This window comes from Candidatus Poriferisodalis sp. (genome assembly GCF_965215815.1).
Classification (GTDB): domain Bacteria; phylum Actinomycetota; class Acidimicrobiia; order Acidimicrobiales; family Poriferisodalaceae; genus Poriferisodalis.
The window spans coordinates 2,337,927-2,356,005 of sequence record NZ_CBDCEO010000013.1 but is presented as its reverse complement, the minus strand read 5'-3'; the positions used below and the strand labels follow the sequence as shown (position 1 = coordinate 2,356,005).

Annotated in this window: 20 protein-coding genes and 1 pseudogene; 6 read left to right on the top strand and 15 right to left on the bottom strand. The window is 65.9% G+C overall.

The window, feature by feature from the left end:
• Window positions 1-25: 25 nt before the first annotated feature.
• The 10 genes and pseudogenes from ACOOHB_RS20660 to ACOOHB_RS20615 form a co-directional block, all read right to left on the bottom strand.
• Window positions 26-514 carry an NUDIX domain-containing protein gene (locus ACOOHB_RS20660; protein ID WP_420446659.1) on the bottom strand — a complete coding sequence of 163 codons (489 nt, stop codon included), beginning with the start codon at window positions 512-514 and terminating at the stop codon, window positions 26-28.
• Between the two features lie 67 nt (window positions 515-581).
• Window positions 582-788 (bottom strand): annotated as a pseudogene (locus ACOOHB_RS20655) (4a-hydroxytetrahydrobiopterin dehydratase); the annotation flags it as partial.
• Window positions 789-980: 192 nt separating this feature from the next.
• A complete protein-coding gene (gene sufC, locus ACOOHB_RS20650) occupies window positions 981-1,871 on the bottom strand; it encodes a Fe-S cluster assembly ATPase SufC (RefSeq protein ID WP_420446658.1) in 891 nt (296 codons plus the stop codon).
• Window positions 1,868-2,203 (bottom strand): non-heme iron oxygenase ferredoxin subunit, encoded by a 336-nt coding sequence (locus tag ACOOHB_RS20645; protein WP_420446657.1) that lies wholly within the window; start codon window positions 2,201-2,203, stop codon window positions 1,868-1,870. The genes sufC and ACOOHB_RS20645 overlap by 4 nt, the downstream gene beginning before the upstream one ends.
• Window positions 2,204-2,257: 54 nt before the next feature.
• On the bottom strand, window positions 2,258-3,505 hold the full coding sequence (gene sufD / locus ACOOHB_RS20640) for a Fe-S cluster assembly protein SufD (RefSeq protein ID WP_420446656.1): 1,248 nt from the start codon (window positions 3,503-3,505) through the stop codon (window positions 2,258-2,260).
• A 33-nt stretch (window positions 3,506-3,538) separates the two neighbouring features.
• Complete coding sequence (locus ACOOHB_RS20635; protein ID WP_420446655.1) at window positions 3,539-3,922, bottom strand: hypothetical protein; 384 nt, start codon at window positions 3,920-3,922, stop codon at window positions 3,539-3,541.
• Window positions 3,923-3,936: 14 nt separating this feature from the next.
• Window positions 3,937-4,812 (bottom strand): HpcH/HpaI aldolase/citrate lyase family protein, encoded by an 876-nt coding sequence (locus tag ACOOHB_RS20630; RefSeq protein ID WP_420446654.1) that lies wholly within the window; start codon window positions 4,810-4,812, stop codon window positions 3,937-3,939.
• Window positions 4,813-4,820: 8 nt separating this feature from the next.
• Window positions 4,821-5,879, bottom strand: coding sequence for an HpcH/HpaI aldolase/citrate lyase family protein (locus ACOOHB_RS20625; RefSeq protein WP_420446653.1), 1,059 nt, complete (start codon window positions 5,877-5,879; stop codon window positions 4,821-4,823).
• Window positions 5,879-7,291, bottom strand: coding sequence for a Fe-S cluster assembly protein SufB (gene sufB / locus ACOOHB_RS20620; protein WP_420446652.1), 1,413 nt, complete (start codon window positions 7,289-7,291; stop codon window positions 5,879-5,881). The genes ACOOHB_RS20625 and sufB overlap by 1 nt, the downstream gene beginning before the upstream one ends.
• A 91-nt stretch (window positions 7,292-7,382) precedes the next feature.
• A complete protein-coding gene (locus tag ACOOHB_RS20615; RefSeq protein ID WP_420446651.1) occupies window positions 7,383-8,288 on the bottom strand; it encodes an LLM class F420-dependent oxidoreductase in 906 nt (301 codons plus the stop codon).
• A 115-nt stretch (window positions 8,289-8,403) separates the two neighbouring features.
• On the opposite strand from ACOOHB_RS20615, the gene ACOOHB_RS20610 reads away from it, so the two are divergent.
• Window positions 8,404-8,712: a nucleotidyltransferase family protein gene (locus tag ACOOHB_RS20610; RefSeq protein WP_420446650.1), complete on the top strand. Its 309-nt coding sequence runs from the start codon at window positions 8,404-8,406 to the stop codon at window positions 8,710-8,712.
• Window positions 8,702-9,043, top strand: a complete 342-nt coding sequence (locus tag ACOOHB_RS20605) for a DUF86 domain-containing protein (RefSeq protein WP_420446649.1) — start codon at window positions 8,702-8,704, stop codon at window positions 9,041-9,043. The genes ACOOHB_RS20610 and ACOOHB_RS20605 overlap by 11 nt, the downstream gene beginning before the upstream one ends.
• Before the next feature lie 17 nt (window positions 9,044-9,060).
• On the opposite strand, the gene ACOOHB_RS20600 is transcribed toward ACOOHB_RS20605, so the two are convergent.
• Window positions 9,061-9,579, bottom strand: a complete 519-nt coding sequence (locus ACOOHB_RS20600) for a gamma carbonic anhydrase family protein (protein WP_420446648.1) — start codon at window positions 9,577-9,579, stop codon at window positions 9,061-9,063.
• Window positions 9,580-9,664: 85 nt separating this feature from the next.
• On the opposite strand from ACOOHB_RS20600, the gene ACOOHB_RS20595 reads away from it, so the two are divergent.
• Window positions 9,665-11,758, top strand: coding sequence for a S9 family peptidase (locus ACOOHB_RS20595; RefSeq protein WP_420446647.1), 2,094 nt, complete (start codon window positions 9,665-9,667; stop codon window positions 11,756-11,758).
• A 6-nt stretch (window positions 11,759-11,764) separates the two neighbouring features.
• Here the strand turns inward: ACOOHB_RS20595 and ACOOHB_RS20590 are convergent, their stop codons facing one another.
• The gene (locus ACOOHB_RS20590; protein WP_420446646.1) at window positions 11,765-12,139 is read right to left on the bottom strand and encodes a MauE/DoxX family redox-associated membrane protein; all 375 of its coding nucleotides are present in this window, start codon (window positions 12,137-12,139) and stop codon (window positions 11,765-11,767) included.
• A gap of 36 nt (window positions 12,140-12,175) precedes the next feature.
• Window positions 12,176-12,670 (bottom strand): flavin reductase family protein, encoded by a 495-nt coding sequence (locus ACOOHB_RS20585; protein WP_420446645.1) that lies wholly within the window; start codon window positions 12,668-12,670, stop codon window positions 12,176-12,178.
• Between the two features lie 97 nt (window positions 12,671-12,767).
• Between ACOOHB_RS20585 and ACOOHB_RS20580 the strand changes: the two genes are divergently transcribed.
• Both ACOOHB_RS20580 and ACOOHB_RS20575 read left to right on the top strand, forming a co-directional pair.
• Window positions 12,768-14,288 (top strand): thioredoxin family protein, encoded by a 1,521-nt coding sequence (locus ACOOHB_RS20580; protein WP_420446644.1) that lies wholly within the window; start codon window positions 12,768-12,770, stop codon window positions 14,286-14,288.
• An 88-nt stretch (window positions 14,289-14,376) separates the two neighbouring features.
• A complete protein-coding gene (locus tag ACOOHB_RS20575) occupies window positions 14,377-14,895 on the top strand; it encodes a UGSC family (seleno)protein (RefSeq protein WP_420446643.1) in 519 nt (172 codons plus the stop codon).
• 45 nt (window positions 14,896-14,940) lie between these two features.
• Here ACOOHB_RS20575 and ACOOHB_RS20570 read toward each other — a convergent pair whose 3' ends face one another.
• Together ACOOHB_RS20570 and ACOOHB_RS20565 are read right to left on the bottom strand one after the other, a co-directional pair.
• A complete protein-coding gene (locus tag ACOOHB_RS20570) occupies window positions 14,941-15,789 on the bottom strand; it encodes an A/G-specific adenine glycosylase (RefSeq protein ID WP_420446642.1) in 849 nt (282 codons plus the stop codon).
• A gap of 4 nt (window positions 15,790-15,793) precedes the next feature.
• Entirely contained in the window at window positions 15,794-16,315 is a 522-nt protein-coding gene (locus tag ACOOHB_RS20565) for a MaoC family dehydratase (protein ID WP_420446641.1), read from the bottom strand.
• Between the two features lie 171 nt (window positions 16,316-16,486).
• Between ACOOHB_RS20565 and ACOOHB_RS20560 the strand changes: the two genes are divergently transcribed.
• Entirely contained in the window at window positions 16,487-18,046 is a 1,560-nt protein-coding gene (locus ACOOHB_RS20560; RefSeq protein ID WP_420446951.1) for an acyl-CoA dehydrogenase family protein, read from the top strand.
• Window positions 18,047-18,079: the final 33 nt, after the last annotated feature.

Genomic DNA, 18,079 nt, shown 5'->3' with positions numbered 1-18,079 from the left:
TAACGCCCCGCTTTGTCGCTCGCGGCTACCAGCGGTGGCCGGGTGGGACTCCGGTCATCCACTCGGAGATTCGACGTGAGGTGCCGGGCGTCGTGCCTGGCGGCAGCTCGCCGGGGGGGAAGAAGGCCACCTCGGCTATCTCGGGCGAGACGGACTCTTCAACCCGCCAATCGGTGACGACGAACACGACGATGTGGTCGCTGCGACGCCCATGGCGCGAGGAGTACACGCCGAGCACCTTCCGGGGAGCCTCGGCAACGACAATGCCGGTCTCCTCACGCAGCTCTCTGGCTGCCGCCTCCGAAAGCGTCTCGCGTGGCTTCACGCCGCCGCCTGGCAGGAACCAGCCGTCCCGGTAGGTGTGCCGGACCAAGCAGATCCGGCCCTTAGGGTCGACCACGAGTCCGCGCACACCGAGCGTGACCCGAGCCGGCCGCAGGCGCACCCATGCTTCGAAGAGCTGATGCAGCAGGCGGCGCGCGCCCGGCTTCGACTCGATCGTTCCCTCCACCATCTGCGGAGATGCGGATCGATCCCTCTTGTTGCGCCGCTTCAGGCGTCTGCGAGCCATCGAACAGCGATCAGCTTGCGCCGCCCGCCAAACCGTCCATGGCGCGCGCAAGTGCAGCATCCAATTCGGTCACGCCGCCGCGGTCGTGCGTGTTCAGCGCAACCTCGACCGTGCTGTACACGTTCGACCAATTGGGGTGGTGGTTCATCTTCTCTGCCACTAGGGCCGCGGAAGTCATGAATCCGAAGGCCTCCACGAAGCTTCCGAAGCGAAACGTGCGGCGCAATTCGGCTGCCCGACACTTCCCAGTCCCCCAACTCGGCCGCTAGTCCTGCAAGTTCGTCCTGCGACAACAGCTCTCGTGCCATTGGATCATCCTCCCCATGTTTCCCCTTGCCCAGTCAACACCAATCGGCAGGCACATCGAAAGCGCGCTGTGCCGCTCGCGTCAAGGAAGACTCAGCGGCGCTCAGCCCAATTCATCGAGCGGGTCTGCCCAGGGGTCAGCAAACGGATCGTCGGCGGGTGACGGCCCCGCCCCTGCAGCGAGGGAGCTGCCGAGCCCGCCGATGGACACCGTCACGCCAGCCTCAGGTTCGTCGGGCAGGTACGGCGCGTAACCGTCTTTCTCGAGCGCGTCCGCAAGCTCGGGCCCGCCGGAGTCCACGATGCGGCCGCCCACGATCACATGGACTTCGTCGGGTCGGAGGTACTCCAGAATCCGGGTGAAGTGCGTGATGGCCAGGACACCCAGGCCGGTCTCAGTGAGCGCCTCGATGCGTTTGGCGCACGCTCGCAAGGCGTCAATGTCGAGGCCGCTGTCGATCTCGTCCAGGATGGCGATGCGCGGTTGCAGCACCGCCAGCTGGACCGTTTCGTTCCGCTTCTTCTCGCCGCCTGACATGTCGACATTCAGTGGGCGCGCCACCAGCTCAGCCTTCAGCCCGACTGCGGCTGCTTCGGCTTCGAGCAAGACCCGGGTCTGTTCCAGCCGATCGGCAGCCGAGCCGTCATTGCCGGCCCGCAACGCAAGCGCCTCGGACAGCGCCTGAGCTGCGGAGACACCTGGCACCTCAGTCGGATGCTGCATCGCCAGGAACAGTCCGGCTTGGGCTCGCTCCCAGGGGGCCAGGCTCAAGACGTCGATTCCGTCAAAGGTGACCGAACCTGCGGTGACCTCGTAGCCGGGTCGGCCCATCACCACATGCGCAAGGGTGCTCTTGCCCGAGCCGTTGGGGCCCATGACTGCGTGCACCCGTCCCGAGGACACTTCGAGATCGACGCCTTGGAGGATCTTCTGACCGCCCGCGGACGCACACAGGCCCTCGATACGCAGTATGTGAGTAGAGCCTGCGCTCATGGCAGCACCACCGCAATGCCATCGCCTTGGGTGCGTATCTCATAGACCGGCACCGGCTGGGTGGCGGGGAAGCAATTCGGCCGCCCGGTGCGCAGGTCGAAGCTCGACGAGTGCTGGGGGCACTCCAGCGCGCATTCATCAGGCCAGACCCAGCCATCGGCCAACGAGTAGTTCTGATGGGTGCATCGATCGCCGATGGCGTAGAAGTCGTCGCCGATGCGTGCGAGCGCGATGCGATGACCGTCGACATCGAAGCGTCGTGCTTCGCCGTCAGGTACGTCATCACGCTGGCACAGCACCACGGTGCGGACCTCGGCGGTCGGGCTCGTCACGCCGTCTCCATGACGGCCGTATCCATCACGCCGTCCCCATGACGGCCGTATCCATCACGCCGTCTCCATGACGGCCGTGGACACCAATTCATCGATTCGCCGACGCACCGACACAGAGATCTGCTGCGACGGCAGCGCATCGAGGACCTCGTCGAAGAAGCCCCGCACCACGAGTGCCTCGGCCACGTCGGTCGGTACGCCACGGCTCTCGAGGTAGAAGCGCTGGTCGGCGTCGACGGGACCGATGAAGGAGGCGTGGCTGCACTGCACGTCGTTGTTCTCGATCTCGAGGTTCGGCACCGACTCGGCCCACGCATGCGGGGACAGCTTCAAGTTGCGATTTGTCTGATCGGCTACGACGTGGTGGGCATCCGCCTCGATGCGGATCAGCCCGGTGTAGACCACCCGGGCGTGGTCGTCGACCGCCCCTTTGAACAGCAGATCAGAGGTGGTGTGAGGTGCCACATGGGTTTGGAACGTGCGGAAATCCAGCGTGGAGGTGTCACGGCCGAAGTACACGGCGTCGATTTCGCTGTGGCCGCCACGGCCGGTCATGTCTGTGCCGATGCGAGCACGGGTGTATGCGCCGCCCATCGCCACATGACCGATCCGCAGATTGGCGTCTCGGCCCACATCGGAGCAGAGGTTGGCGAGTTGCCACGCGGCGTTGCCGAGTTCCTGCACAGTGAGGTGGCCGAGGTGGGCACCGTCGCCGACGCTCAGCTCGGTGAGTGGGCAGATGAGTGCAGGCGCGTCTCCGCCGGTGTAGTGCTCGATCACCGTGGCCTGGCTCATGCGTCCGGCCATCACGACAAGCCGGGGGAACCATGCCAGCCCATCGACATCGGTGTGGACATGTACGACGATCGGCGCTGTGATGACGGCTTTCGGATCGATGCTGACAGCCAAAGGCGCGGTGGCCAGCGCCAGGTTCCAGTCGCCAAAAACGTCCGGACCCTCGGGAGCCACGGTGCCGATCAGGTCCTCGACGCCATCATCGAGCGTGTTCACCCGGATGCCGTCGGCCTGCACCGACACGTCAATGACGACACCATTGGTGATGCGAATAACCGCAGCGGCGGCGTCATCGACGCCGGCCATCAGGCCCGCCGGGCCCGGAACGCCGCCGGGCGCGGCGAATGTGTACCGATCAGCGTCGAGATCGTCGATCGGGGTGTAGCGCCAGACCTCTTCAGTGAACGACGGCAAGCCAAGTGCGGCCGCGCGGTCCGCGGCGATGCGACGCCGCTTGGTCAACGCGTCGGAGCCGTCGAGCGCGTCGACCAGATTGGGTGTGAACACTATTCGGAGGCTATCGGCGTGTCGGCGACGGGCTCAGTTGCCCTTGCGGCGCTTCTTGCGCTGTTTCTTGCCGCTGCGACCTCGCATTCTGGCCCGGAGTCCCTTGGTTCGAGCATGCTCGGCAGCGACCTCTTCAAATATGCGCGGACCCGCCATATTCACGATGTCCTCGGCCTCGTCCAGCAGCGCCGCAATGGAGTCGTCCTGGCCGATGCTCTCGGGTTCCTTTGCGAAATTCTGAACGCCCAGCGAACCGTGCTGCCATCCGATATCGAGGCGCCGGGGCGAGTACGAGGGACAATCCTCCGGGCAGCGCCACGGGGCCTCCGGTGCAAGGTCGAGATTGCACTTGCGCACAGTGTCACCGTTCGGATACGTCCGGCTCTCGTAGTGTTGACAGTTCGTCCGCATCGGCATGGCAGCTACCTCCCTCAGCGCTGTGCAATCGCGTCGGCGAGCGCAATGGCCCGCCGCGCCTCGTCCACGTGAAGATTCTCGACCATCTTGCCGTCTACGGTTACCACCCCACGACCTTCTGCGACCGCTTCTTCGAAAGCTTCAATGACCCGACGGTGGAAATCCAGCTCATCGAGGCTGGGCGAGAAGGCTCCATTGCACGGCTCGACCTGGCCGGGATGTATCAGCGTCTTGCCGTCGAAGCCGAGGTTTGCTCCCTGTCGGCAGACTGCGGCGAATCCATTGGCATCGCGGATGTCGTTGTAAACGCCATCGAGGGCGCTCACGCCTGCCTCGCGGGCTGCCACCAGGCAGGTGGCCAGATGCGGCACCAGCGCGGCACGATCGGGCGTGATGGTGGCCCGCAATTCTTTGGCCATGTCGTTGGTGCCCATCACTACGGCATCGGTTCGGTCGAAACTGGCGATCTCGCGGGCGTTGCCAATGCCCGCCGGTGTCTCGATCATGGCCCAGATGCGAACCGATTCGGGCGCGCCCGCTGCCTCGAGCAGGCCGGCAACCGCTGCCAGATCAGCGGCGCCTGACACCTTGGGGATGACCACCGCGGACGGTGCCGCAGCACCGGCGGCAGTGATGTCGTCACGCCCCCACGGAGTGTCGAGCCCGTTGCAGCGAATCGTCAGCTCCCGATAGCCGTACTCGCCTGAAGATGCAGCGGCGCACGCACCCTCGCGGGCGGTTTCCTTCGCATCGGGAGCCACAGCGTCTTCGAGATCGAAGATGAGAGCGTCGGCGTCGATGCTGCGGGCCTTCTCGAGCGCCCGGGCGTTCGCTGCGGGCATGTACAGCACCGAGCGCCGCGGGCGGGGGTTGGCGGTGCCGGAGCTCATGGAAATTCTCAGGCGGTCTCGAGGCCGTAGGCCGCCGCCAGATCGGGATCGGCTGCTGCCAGATCACGAGCCAGCCCCAGCACCACCCGGCACTGCTTGACCGTGGCATCGTCCTGCATCTTGCCGTCGATCATGACTGCGCCCGTGCCGTCGCCCATCTCGGTTACCACCCGCTGCGCCCACGCCACCTCGGCGGGCTCGGGGCTGAACACGCGCTTCGCAATGTTGATCTGGCTGGGGTGCAGGCTCCACGCTCCGACGCAGCCCAGCAGGTAGGCGTTGCGGAACTGGTCTTCGCATCCGAGGGGATCGGCGATGTCGCCGAACGGCCCGTAGTAGGGAAGGATCCCGGCGGTGCCGCAGGCATCCACCATGCGGGCCAGGGTGTAGTGCCACAGGTCTTGCTGAAACGACGTCCGAACGTCGTCGTCAACGTCGGGCACTGGATCGGTGCGCACTAGGTACCCCGGATGGCCGCCGCCGACCCGGGTCGTCTTCATGCGTCTGTCAGCAGCGAGGTCTGCCGGTCCCAGCGACAGGCCCTGCATGCGGGGGCTTGCCAGGCAGATCGACTCCACGTTGGCGACGCCGCGGGCTGTCTCCAAGATGGCGTGCACCAGCAGCGGTCGCTCGAGCCCGACACGAGCCTCGAGCTGCGCCAGCAACCGGTCCACGTAGTGGATGTCGGAGGGGCCTTCCACCTTCGGGACCATGATCACGTCGAGCTTGTCCCCGATCTCGTGACACAGCGCCCAGACGTCGTCGAGAAACCACGGCGAGTCGAGGCTGTTCACACGGGTCCACAGCTGGGTGTGGCCCGGTTCCCAGGCCTTGCCGACCTCGATCAGTCCCGCCCGGGCGGCGTCCTTGCTGTCGCCAGACACGGCATCTTCGAGGTTGCCCAGCAGCACGTCGACGGTGGGCGCGATGTCGGGCACCTTGGCCCGCATCCGTTCATTCGACGGATCGAAGAAATGGATCATCCGCGAGGGCCGGAACGGAACCTCGCGCAGCGGTTGAGGCGCCCCGAGCGCCAGCGGGGCAAAGAAGTCTTTTGGGCTGCGCATCAGCCGATCGATCCCTCCATCTGAAGTTCGATCAGCCGGCTCCACTCGACGGCGTACTCCATCGGCAAGGTGCGCGTCACCGGCTCGATGAAACCATTCACGACCATGCCCATCGCCTGTTCAGCGGACAGGCCTCGGCTCATCAGGTAGAAGAGCTGCTCGTCGGCCACCTTGGACACCGTGGCCTCGTGGCCGATCTCGGCATCGCGTGAGCCGATCTCCTGGTACGGGTAGGTGTCCGAGCGGCTGTCCTGGTCGAGCAAGAGGGCGTCGCACTGCACGTGGCTGCGGCAACCGCTCATGCCTTCCTCGACCCGCACCAGCCCGCGGTAGGTAGTGCGTCCGCCGTCCTTGGAGATGGACTTCGAGACGATCTTCGAGGTGGTCTCAGGCGCTGCGTGGACCATCTTCGCCCCGGCGTCCTGGTGCTGACCGGCGCCTGCGTAGGCAACCGAGAGCACCTCGCCCGAGGCCTTGGGCCCCATCAGGTACACGGCCGGGTACTTCATGGTGAGGCGCGAGCCGATGTTGCCGTCGATCCACTCGACGTGGGCCTCGTCGTAGGCGGCGGCGCGCTTGGTGACCAGGTTGAACACGTTGTTCGACCAGTTCTGGATGGTGGTGTAGGTGATGCGTGCGCCCGGCAGCGCCACCAGCTCGACGACGGCTGAATGCAGCGAGTCGGTCGTGTACACCGGGGCCGAGCAGCCCTCGATGTAGTGCACCGTGGCGCCTTCGTCGGCGATGATCAGCGTCCGCTCGAACTGGCCCATGTTCTCGGCGTTGATGCGGAAGTACGCCTGCAGCGGCATCTCCACCTCGACACCGGGCGGCACATAGATGAACGACCCGCCGGACCACACAGCCGAGTTCAACGCTGAGAATTTGTTGTCGCCCGGCGGGATCAGCTTGCCGAAGTAGCGCTGCACCATCTCGGGGTAATCCTTGACGGCGGAGTCCATGTCGCTGAACAGCACGCCTTGAGCTTCGAGATCTTCGCGATTGCGGTGGTAGACGACCTCAGACTCGTACTGCGCCGTTACGCCGGCGAGGTACTTGCGCTCGGCCTCGGGGATGCCCAGCTTCTCGTAGGTGTCCTTGACCGAGTCGGGCAGCTCTTCCCAGGCGTCGACCTGACCCTCGGTGGGCTTGATGTAGTAGTAGATGTCGTCGAAGTAGATCTGCGACATGTCCCCGCCCCAGTTGGGCATGGGCTTGCGCTGGAAGATCTTGTAGGACCGCAGGCGGAAGTCGAGCATCCACTTGGGCTCTTTCTTGAGCGCGGACATCTCGCGGATGATCTCTTCGTTCAAGCCCCTGCGCGGCTTGAAGACGTAGTCTTCCTCGTCGCTCCACCCCAGCTTGTACTTGCCGAGGTCGATTCCAATGGCGGCTTCGGCGGTGTCGGTCATGGGTTCAGCCTAACGCCGCCCGTACCTCTGTCCGGGTGCGGGCGGCTGTGCACACGACCCAGAACCATGCGGCCCGCCGCCGATCAGGGCCTCAGCCGCACAGGGCGGGGGCGAGGCGGCGCCAGCCGTCGAATGCAGCGTCAGGATTGGGGGCCAGAACCTGCACGCAGACGTGGTCGGCGCCGGCATCGAAGTGGGCTTCCACACGGGCTTTGACATCCTCTTCGGTGCCCCAGGCCACGATGGCGTCGACCAGCTTGTCCGACGGTCCCCCGTAGGGGCCGCCGTTGATGTCGGCTTGGGTGAAGCCCAGCCGCAGCAGGTTGTTGGCGTAGTTCGGCAAGCCCAAGTAGATGGCCATGTTCTTGCGGGCCAAGGTCCGGGCCGACTCGGCGTTGGTGTCCAGAATCGCCATCTGCTCGGGGTACAGCGCGGCGTCGGGGCCCATGGTTTCCCGGGCGATCGCTGTGTGCTCCGGCGGCACGAAATAGGGGTGGGCGCCGGCGGTGGCAGTGGCCGACAGCTCCAGCATTTTCGGGCCGAGGGCCGCCAGCACGACCTCGGGCAAGTCTTGAGGGCCGTGGGCCATGAAGCGGGCCTTGTTCATGCGCTCGAGGTACTCGCGCATGTAGCTCAGCGGCCGGGAGTAGTCGTGCTTGCGGATGTACTCGACCAGGTGGTGGTGGCTGACGCCGAGGCCCAGCAGGAAACGCCCTGGGAAGGCCTCGTCGATGGTGCGCAGCGTGTTGGCCATCGTCATGGGGTCGCGGGCGTAGATGTTGGCAATGCCGGTGGCGATCTTGATGGTGCTGGTGCCCTCCAGCAGGCGGGCGGCAGCCACGAATGGGTCACGTCCGACAGCTTCGGGGACCCAGAAGGCCCCGTAGCCAAGTTCCTCCGCTTCGGCGACGAATTCCACACCTTGCACGGACGGCAGCGCGTCGAGCGCCCCCGTCCAGATGCCGACACGTCCCAAGTCGATGCTTCCCATGCTCATGGGTTGCGACGCTACCGCCGCGCCATGCCGCGCGTTCTGGTCGTGAGCAGGTCGGCGGCCAATCCCAGCAGACGGGATACCGTGTCAACATGGAACGCGACGGGGGCGGGCAAGCGTGATCAACGCCGTGGCGGAACAAGCCGACGAGGTTGAGCGCCTGTGCAAACGCTTCAACGTTCAGCGTCTCGAGCTGTTCGGATCGGCCGCCCAGGGGGCATTCGACCCCAGCCGCAGCGACCTGGACTTCATTGTCGATTTTCGGCCTGCCGCCTTGGACAACTATGCCGACACGTACTTCGGACTTCTGGAGGCCCTTGAAGACCTCTTCGGAAGGGCAGTCGACTTGGTAGTCCACTCAACGATCAAGAACCCCTACTTCCTCAAGGCAATCGAGGAGACCAGGACCGCCGTATATGAGGCTTGAGAGCCGGAAATACCTCGACGACATACGGCGGGCCACGCAATCGCTCATGGAATTCACCAGCGGCAAGTCCCTCGCCGACTATCTCGCCGATGCCATGTTGCGCTCCGCGGTCGAGCGACAGTTCGAGATCATCGGCGAAGCAATGACACGGCTTGCGCGGAGCGACGATTCGGCTGCTGCTCGCATCACCGCACACCGGCGCATCATCGCCTTCCGCAATGTGCTGATCCACCAGTACACCGATGTCGACGACCGCCTCGTTTGGGACGTCGCGGAAAAGAGCCTGCCGACCCTCGCCCAAGAGGTCGAAGCGCTGTTGAGCGAGGAATAACGCAGCCGGTCGCTGGATCAGTCGATGCGGCGGAGCTCGCCCATGTAGCGGACTCGGCGGTCCAGGTAGTTCTGCACGCCCGGCAGGATCAGCGAAGCGGTGTCGGGGTGCTCGCGGATCTTGGCCGGGGTGCCGACTGCGATGGTGCCCGGCGGGACCTTCATGCCCCCCGGCACGACCGCTCCGGCGCCAACTAGTGCTCGCTCACCGATCTCGGCATCGTGCAGCACGATCGCGCCTGTGCCAACGAGCGCCTCGTCGTGCACTACGCCGCCTTCGATGTGCGCAAGGTGCCCGATGGTGCAGCGCTCCCCCACTGTCGTGGACCACTCCTCGGTGACGTGCAGTACGGCGTTGTCCTGCACCGAGGTGCCGGCGCCCACGACGATGTCGTTGTCGTCGCCGCGCAGCACCGCACCCGACCAGATCGAGGCCTCGGGACCGATCGTGACGCGACCGATGATGATTGCCTCAGGCATCACGAAGGCATCGGGATGGATGTCTGGCACGTAGTCGCCAAGGGCGTAGATAGGCACGCCGCCAAGCTAGGCGCAGCCGTGGCTGCTCACCACCCGCCTCGACCGTTGGCGGGAGTCCTGTGCCCGGTACTGTGCGCACCTCATGGCGCAGCCACCAGTGGCACCAAAGCGGTCGCACGTCCGGCGAGTGCACGGCACTGAGACCGAGGATCCGTGGCATTGGCTACGAGATCGCGACGACCCGATGGTGCGGGAGCACCTGGAAGCCGAGAACGTCTATACCGAGGCAGCCACCGACCACCTAGCGGATCTGCGCGAGACCCTCTTCGAAGAGATCAAGTCGCGGATCAAAGAGACCCACCAGTCGCTGCCGACGCCGAAGGACGAATGGGAGTACCGGGCTCGCACCGTCGAGGGCCTCCAGTACGGCATCCACGTTCGGCGGCCCAGAGGCGGGACTGACGACCAGGAGACCGTGCTGCTCGACGAGAACGAGCTGGCCGAAGGGCACGACTACTTCGCTGTCGGTGATCTGGCAGTCAGCCCCGATCATCGGCTGCTCGCCTACACCACCGATACCGACGGCGACGAGAAGTACTCGCTGACGGTCTTCGAGATCGCCAGCGGCCGCATGCTCGATGCGCCCGGTATCCCTACCGAGGGCTGCGGGCTGGCGGACCTCAGCTACGGCCTGGTCTGGGCGAACGACAACTCGACCATGTTTGTCGTGCGCACCGACGACGCCCAGCGCCCGAATCGGGTGATCCGCCATGTCGTCGGCACCGACCCTGCCGATGATGTCGAGGTTTACCGGGAGGACGACGAGCGGTTCTGGGTCGGCGTCGGAGCCTCCCGCAGCGACCGCTACATCGGGATCGGGTGCGAGTCGAAGACCACTTCCGAGCATCGCCTTCTCGACGCCGACGATCCGACTTCAGGGCTGTTGCTTGTGCAGGAGCGCCGCCAAGGCATCGAATACGGCATCGACCACCAGGGCGATCGCCTGCTCATCGTCACCAATGACGGCGCGGAGGACTTCCGCCTCATGGAAGCACGGCTCCCGACTGGAGACGGGGACGACTCACGCCCGTGGCGGGAGCTCATCGGTGCTCGGCCTGGGATCCGCCTCGACGGCGTGGACTGCTTCGCCGACTTCGCTGTCGTCCACGAGCGCAAGGACGGACTGGTGTCGATGCACGTCCACGACACCCGCTCCGCAGGCGAGGGATCCCCGCTGGGCCCGGGGTTCGAGATCGAGATGCCCGAGCCCGTCTACGAGGCAGGTGGCGGCTCGAATGCCGAATACGAGACCAAGCGGTACCGCTTCGGCTACACGTCGATGGTCACGCCTCCGTCGATCTTCGAACTGGACCTCGACAACCGAGAGCGAGAACTGCTGGATCAACTCCCGGTGCTGGGTGGCGTCGACCTGACGGCATACCAGACCGAGCGCATCAGGGCGACAGCCCCCGACGGTGCCGAAATCCCCATCAGCGTGGTGTGGAAGCCGAGCGCCATCAGTTGGCCTGCGCCGTGCCTGTTGTACGGCTATGGCGCGTACGAGATGCCGATGCCGGCGTCGTTCTCGTCGGCGCGGTTGTCGCTGCTCGACCGGGGAGTTCTGTTTGCGATCGCCCATGTTCGCGGCGGCGGCGAGCTCGGCCGCCCCTGGTACGAAGGCGGCAAGCTGGCCAAGAAGTCGAACACGTTCGATGATTTCGCTGCGTGCGCTGAGCATCTCGGAGCAGCCAATTGGGCCGACCCTGCACGGATCGCTGCCCGTGGAGGCAGCGCCGGCGGATTGCTGATGGGCGCCATGGTGAACCGCCGGCCGGAATTGTTCTGCGGCGTGGTTGCCGAAGTGCCGTTCGTGGACGTGCTGAACACGATGCTGGACCCCGACATCCCGCTCACAGTCACCGAGTACGACGAGTGGGGCGACCCCGCCGATCCGGAGGCGTTCGAGACAATCCGGTCGTACGCGCCCTATGAGAACGTGGAGGCCGTCGAGCATCCGGCGCTGCTCGTGACCGCCGGGCTCAACGATCCACGGGTGCAGTATTGGGAGCCGGCCAAGTGGGTCGCCAAATTGCGGGAAACGACGACGTCGACGAAGCCGATCCTGCTGCGCACCGAGATGGGAGCCGGCCACGGCGGCCCGTCTGGTCGCTACAACGCGTGGCGCGATGAGGCGTTCGTCCTGGCCTTCATCTGCGACGTGCTCGGCGTGGCGTAAGAGGCTCTAGACGAGGGCCACGATCGCGAGCACGGCGAGCGCGCCGTTTCGAAACAGCGAACCGGCACCGACGGGCTTCGCGGACCAGCGGCCGAAGCAGGCACACGCAGGCCTGTCCTCAGGCGGTCGGCGCAGCACCAGCGCCAGCGCTGCGCTGAAGACGGCTAGCAACCCCAGTGCCAGCCACGCCGGCCACGGCTCGGCTACCCCGGCCGCCAAGCCCGCCCCCAGCACGATCTCGATGGGCGCAATGAGCGAGATCGTCCAGCGCGGCGCACCTATGGCTCGGGCTGCGCCCGGCCATGACGGGTCACGCAGCTTCAACGCCCCCGATGCCAAGAACAGGACGCCCAGCGCTATCCGGGCGACGGTGCCGATCACTCGATCACCCGATCACCCATGTACCCGATCAGGCCCTCAGGCAAAGGTGCCGTAGCCACCCTTCCAGAACAGCAGAGGGTCCTTGGCGTCGAGCACATCGAGCCCCACGACCCGACCGACGACGATGTCGTGATCGCCGCCGTCGTACACGGCCTCGATGGTGCAGTCGATGTAGGCGATCGAACCGTCGATGATGGGGGCGCCAGTCGGCCCGGGACGCCAGCTGAGGTCGACGAACTTGTCATCGGCCCGGCTGGCCATGACGCCGCAGGTAGCCATCTGATCCTGGGCCATGACGTTCACGCAGAACGAGCCGGCCGCACGAATGTCGGCCCACGACGTGGAGTCCTTGGTGGGCAGGAATGCCACGAGCGGCGGATCCAGCGACACCGACGTGAACGAGCCGATGGCCATGCCGACGGGACGGCCCTCGTTGACGGCGGTCACGGCGGCAACGCCGGTCGGGAAGTGCCCAAGCACGTTGCGGAAGAGCCCGGAATCGATGGACGGCTGGTCGCTCGCGTCAGTCACGGTTGCAACCCTAGACACGCCGCCGGGGCCGTTCCCCGTCTCCGTTGGAGCTCGCAGCACCCGGTCCGTTCTGCATGGCCCTATGTAGTCTCCGGCCATGAGTTCGAAGGCAGGCGGGACCACAACAAGCGGCGATGCAGCGAGTGCGCTACGCGATGGCTTGGTTGCCGTCGTGAAGCGGGACTGCCCGACATGCGAGCTGATTGCGCCAGTGCTGGGCGACATCGAGGCCCGGGGTGTGCTGACGGTATTCACTCAGGATGATCCTGCGTTTCCCGAGACGGTGTCAGTCCCCCAGCACGACGCTGACCTGGACTTCTCGTGGCACAACGACATCGAGACGGTGCCGACGCTGATGCGCTTTGAAGACGGCGCTGAAGCCGGACGCATCGTGGGCTGGTCCCGAACCGAGTGGGAGTCGTTCACCGGCCTCGACGAGCTGGGAGACGGCCTGCCCGAGATGCGCCCCGGATGCGGCTCGCTATCGGTGGATCCAGCTCACGCTGTCGCTCTCCAAGCCCGGTTCGGCGGCTCAGCAATGAGCGCCCGCCGCGTCGAGTTCGGCAGCCAGGAGGACGTCCACGAGGCGATGTTCGACCGCGGCTGGTCTGACGGCTTGCCGCTTGTGCCTCCGACCGCCGAACGGGTGGCGGCAATGCTCACGGGCACGACACGCTCCCCCGACGAGGTGGTGGCCAACGTCGCACCGGATCTCGCCGACTGCACAGTCGAGAAGGCGGCCACGAACGCCGTCATGGCTGGCTGCCGGCCCGAGTACTTCCCAGTGGTGCTGGCTGCACTCACTGCTGTGTGCAACAGCACGTTCAACATGCACGGAATGCTGGCCACCACCATGCCGGTGGGGCCTGTGTTCATCGTCAACGGCCCCATTGCGCGCCGGATCGGCATGAACAACGGCATCAACGTCTTCGGTCAGGGCAACCGTGCCAACAGCACCATCGGCCGGGCGGTGCAACTGATTGTGCGAAACGTCGGCGGAGGCCGGCCCGGCGAGGTTGACCGGGCAGCGTTGGGCCAGCCCGGCAAGGTGGGCTTCTGCTTCGCTGAAATCGAAGGCGGGATCGCGGCTGCGCCTGGCCCCGGCAACGGCGACGGCGACACCGGCTGGGATCCGCTGTGCACAGACTTCGGCTTCGAAGCCGGAACGAACACGGTGACGGCCTTCCCCGGCGAAGCGCCTCGTTCGGTCGTCGACCAGATGTCTCGCGATCCCGAATCGCTGGCGCGCACGATGGCGTCCGCGCTGAACGCGATCCATCACCCCAAGCTCGTGCTGGGCTTCGATGCAATCCTGGCGGTGGCACCCGACCACTCCCGTGTCTTCATCGACAGCGGCTGGTCCCGCCAGCAGACGGCCCTGCGCATCAACGAGCTGACGACCCGTCCTGGCGCCGAATTGGTGCGCGGCGCTGGCGGCATCTCCGAGGGAGTCCCCGAGTTCCTGGGCGAGACGGACCTTCCCAAGTTCCGTGAGGGAGGCCTGCACCTCGTGCACTGCGGTGGCGGTGCTGGCCTGTTCTCGGCGGTCATCGGCGGTTGGGTGAACGGCGATGTGGGATCCCAACCCGTGTGTGTCGAGATCGATCCCTGGCGCTAGCAGACTCACTCAACTTCGGGCCGCTCAGACCCTGGGCGACTACAGTCGATCGGGACGTGCCTACCGGATCCAACACAGGGGAGACCACATGAGCACTGTCGTTTTGGACCCCACGAACGAGGCAGCGCCTGCGCATCGTGAACGCGTGACGCGGCCAGACTCGCTGGATGGTCTTACCGTTGGACTGCTGGACATCAGCAAGCCCCGCGGCGACCGATTCCTGAACCGGCTGGAGGAACGGCTGACCGAGCGGGGCCTGCGCGTCGAGCGCTACTCCAAGCCCACGTTCACCAAGCCGGCGCCGGTCGACCTGCGCCACGAGATCGCCACTCAATGCGACGTGGTGATCGAAGCGCTAGCCGATTGAGGCAGTTGCACGTCGTGCAGTGTGCACGACATCGCTGATCTGGAACGCCGCGGCATTCCGTCCGTCTTCGTCGCCACCGTCCAATTCGTCGACGGTGCGCAAGTGCAGGGCAAGGCGCTCGGCTTCGACCCGGCCGCTGTGTGGGTGGAACATCCCATCCAGGACCGCACCGACGACGAGATGGTCGCCATCGCCGACAAGGCCTTCGACGAGCTGATTGAGCAGCTCGTGGCTACTTGAGCCACGAGCCCAACAAGCACAGCGTGGCGGAGTAGTCGACCTAAATCATCCCAGCCGGAGCTGGTCGCCGTCTGCGGTGATCAAGCCTTCGGCGATCAATTCACTGACGAGCCGTTGCACGCGGATCTCGTCGTGTTCGAGATCCATTGCCGCCGCGGCATGAGCGCGCCCTATCTCGCACTCTGACAGCGCAGCAAGCAAGCGTCCCCGGGCCTGCCGGTCGCTGCCCTCATACGGCGCCTGGCGGGTACTGACACCAGCACTGCGGTCAGCCGGATCAGGCCCCTGTGAACCCGCCCATGCGCACCACTTCCGTACCGGGCAGTCGCGGCAGCGTGGGGTCCGCTTGGTGCAGATCCGGTTGCCCAAATCCATCATCGCCTGGTTCCATGACCAGCCCTCCCCAGCGGGCACCAGCTCGTCGGCGATCCGCTGAGCTTGCGATGCAGTCAGCCGGTGACCCGTCCAGCGGGCCAGGATGCGACCCACGTTCGTGTCGACCACCCCGGTGTCGATGCCGAAGGCGAATGCCTGCACGGCCCGAGCCGTGTAGGGACCGATACCGGGCAGATCACCCAAGTCGTCCAAACCGGAGGGCACCTCACCGCCGTGCCGCTGGGTGATGAGCGTTGCCGTTCGCCGCAGGTTGCGAGCGCGGCGGGGGTAGCCCAGTCCTTGCCATGCCGCCAGCACTTCAGACAAAGCCGCCTCGGCACAACGCTGCGGCGTGGGCCAGCGCTCGACAAAGCTCTCGAAGTAGGGCAGAACCCGCTCAACTTGGGTCTGCTGCAGCATGACCTCCGAGACCAGCACAAGCCACGGGTCATGGGTGCGTCGCCACGGCAGGTCTCGTCGCTCGGCCGCCCACCACGTGATCAGGGCACCATGGCGCAAGCTGTCAGGCCTCCCCGACGGCAGCCTCGTCGCTGTAGGGGAAGCGTCGCACGGGCGATGTGTCTCGCTTCCAGATCATCACCTTGCGCCGGAAGTAGCAGACCTCTTCGGATCGCTGATTGAAAGCCCGTGTCTCGACGGTCACCACGCCCCGGTCGGGCCGTGATCCGGACTCCCGCTTGTCCAGCACCTTGGTGACGGCGTAGATGGTGTCACCGTGGAAGGTCGGGCGCGAGTGGGTGAGGGTCTCGACTTCGAGGTTGGCGATGGCAGCGCCGCTCACGTCAGGCACGCTCATGCCGAGCACCAGCGAGTACACGAGGTTGCCCACCACCACGTTCTTCCCGTGCACGGTCTCGTGCTGAGCGAACCACTCATTGGTGTGCAGCGGGTGGTGATTCATGGTGATCATGCAGAACAGGTGATCGTCGGCCTCGGTGATCGTCTTGCCCGGCCAGTGGCGGTACACGTCGCCGATCTCGAAATCCTCGAAGTAGCGCCCGAACGGGCGGTCATGGACGGTCACAGGAACCTCCGCGAAGTGGTGCTGGTGCAAGGGTCGAGCCATGGTAGGGCGCACGGCCCCCGCTTACCGGGTTGACAGCCGGGTTGCTTGGGAGAGCTGGCTTTAGCCTGTGCGACTGTGACCACAACAGGGACAATCGCTGGGACGAACGTGGGGCCTGCCGAACCGGATATGAAGGCGGCGGCCGACGCACTGGCGGCCGGCGTAGAAGCCGTGAACCGCGCGACCAACCACGCCGTTGGCCTCGGTGACGACCACCAGTGCTTCCTCTACGACCTGGCGCACACGGCGTCGGCCATGCGCATCTGCGAGTCCCTACTCGACTGGGGCGCAAAGGGCGACGCAGAAGCACGGCTCGGCTGCGGGTTCATCGCCGATGCTCTGGGCGAGTTCAACGCTCGGCTGTTCGCCCGCGACGCCGAGTGGGGTCTCGAGGTGGGTGCGCTGGATGCAACCCGAGACTTCGTGGCCGCGTACCGCAACCCGTCCTACGTGGCGACGTTGGCTGGCTTGAAGGCGCCCAGCCACCTCGACGAGGACTTTGAGCTCGTAGCGGAGACATTCCGCCGTTTCGGCGAGGACAAGATCGCGCCGGCCGCCGAGCACATCCACCGAGGTGACACCGACATTCCCGAGGACATCATCTCGGGCCTCGCCGAGCTGGGCTGCTTCGGACTGTCGGTGCCCGAGGAATACGGCGGTTTCGCCTCAGGCTCCGAGAGCGACTACCTGGGCATGGTCATCGCCACCGAGGAGCTGTCGCGGGCCTCGCTCGGCGCAGGCGGCTCACTCATCACCCGGCCCGAAATCCTGACCCGGGCGCTGGAACGCGGCGGCACCGAAGAGCAGAAGAAGCACTGGTTCCCCCAGATCGCCACGGGCGAGACCATGGTTGCGGTCGCCGTGACCGAGCCCGATTACGGCAGCGACGTTGCCAACCTGGTTGTCTCGGCAAGCCCAACTGAGGGCGGATGGCTCATCTCGGGCACCAAGACGTGGTGCACCTTTGCCGGCAGGGCCGATGTGCTGATGCTGCTGGCCCGCACCGATCCCGACCGACGCAAGGCGCACCGAGGGCTCAGCCTGTTCATCGTGCCGAAGCCCCGGGCGGAAGGCCACTCGTTCCAATTCACCGACGAGCGCGGCGGCACCATTGAGGGCCGAGCCATCGCCACGCTCGGCTACCGCGGCATGCACAGCTTCGAGATCGCCTTCGACGCCTGGTTCGTGCCCGCAGAAAACCTCATCGGCGGCGATGACGGCATCGGGCAGGGCTTCTACCTGCAGATGGCCGGGTTCGAGAACGGTCGGCTGCAGACTGCGGCGCGTGCGGTCGGCGTGATGCAGGCGGCCTACGACGAAGCCCGGTCCTACGCCGACGAGCGCCGGGTGTTCGGCCAGCCGATTGCCGAGTACCAATTGACCCAGGCGAAGCTGGGCCGCATGTCCGCGATCATCGCGGCAGCCCGTCAGTACAGCCACGAAGTGGCGCGCATGATGGCGCGAGGCGGCGGTGCGCTCGAGGCCTCCATGATCAAGGCGTACGTCTGCAAGGCCGCCGAATGGGTGACCCGCGAGGCCCAGCAAATCCACGGCGGGTTCGGCTTCGCCGAGGAGTACACGGTGAGCCGGCTGTTCGTCGATGCCCGAGTGCTGTCGATCTTCGAGGGCGCCGACGAGACACTGTGCCTCAAGGTGATCGCGCGCCGGCTGCAGACCCAGAACGCCTGAACCGGGGCGCACAGCGCCCGCACCGAGTACGCA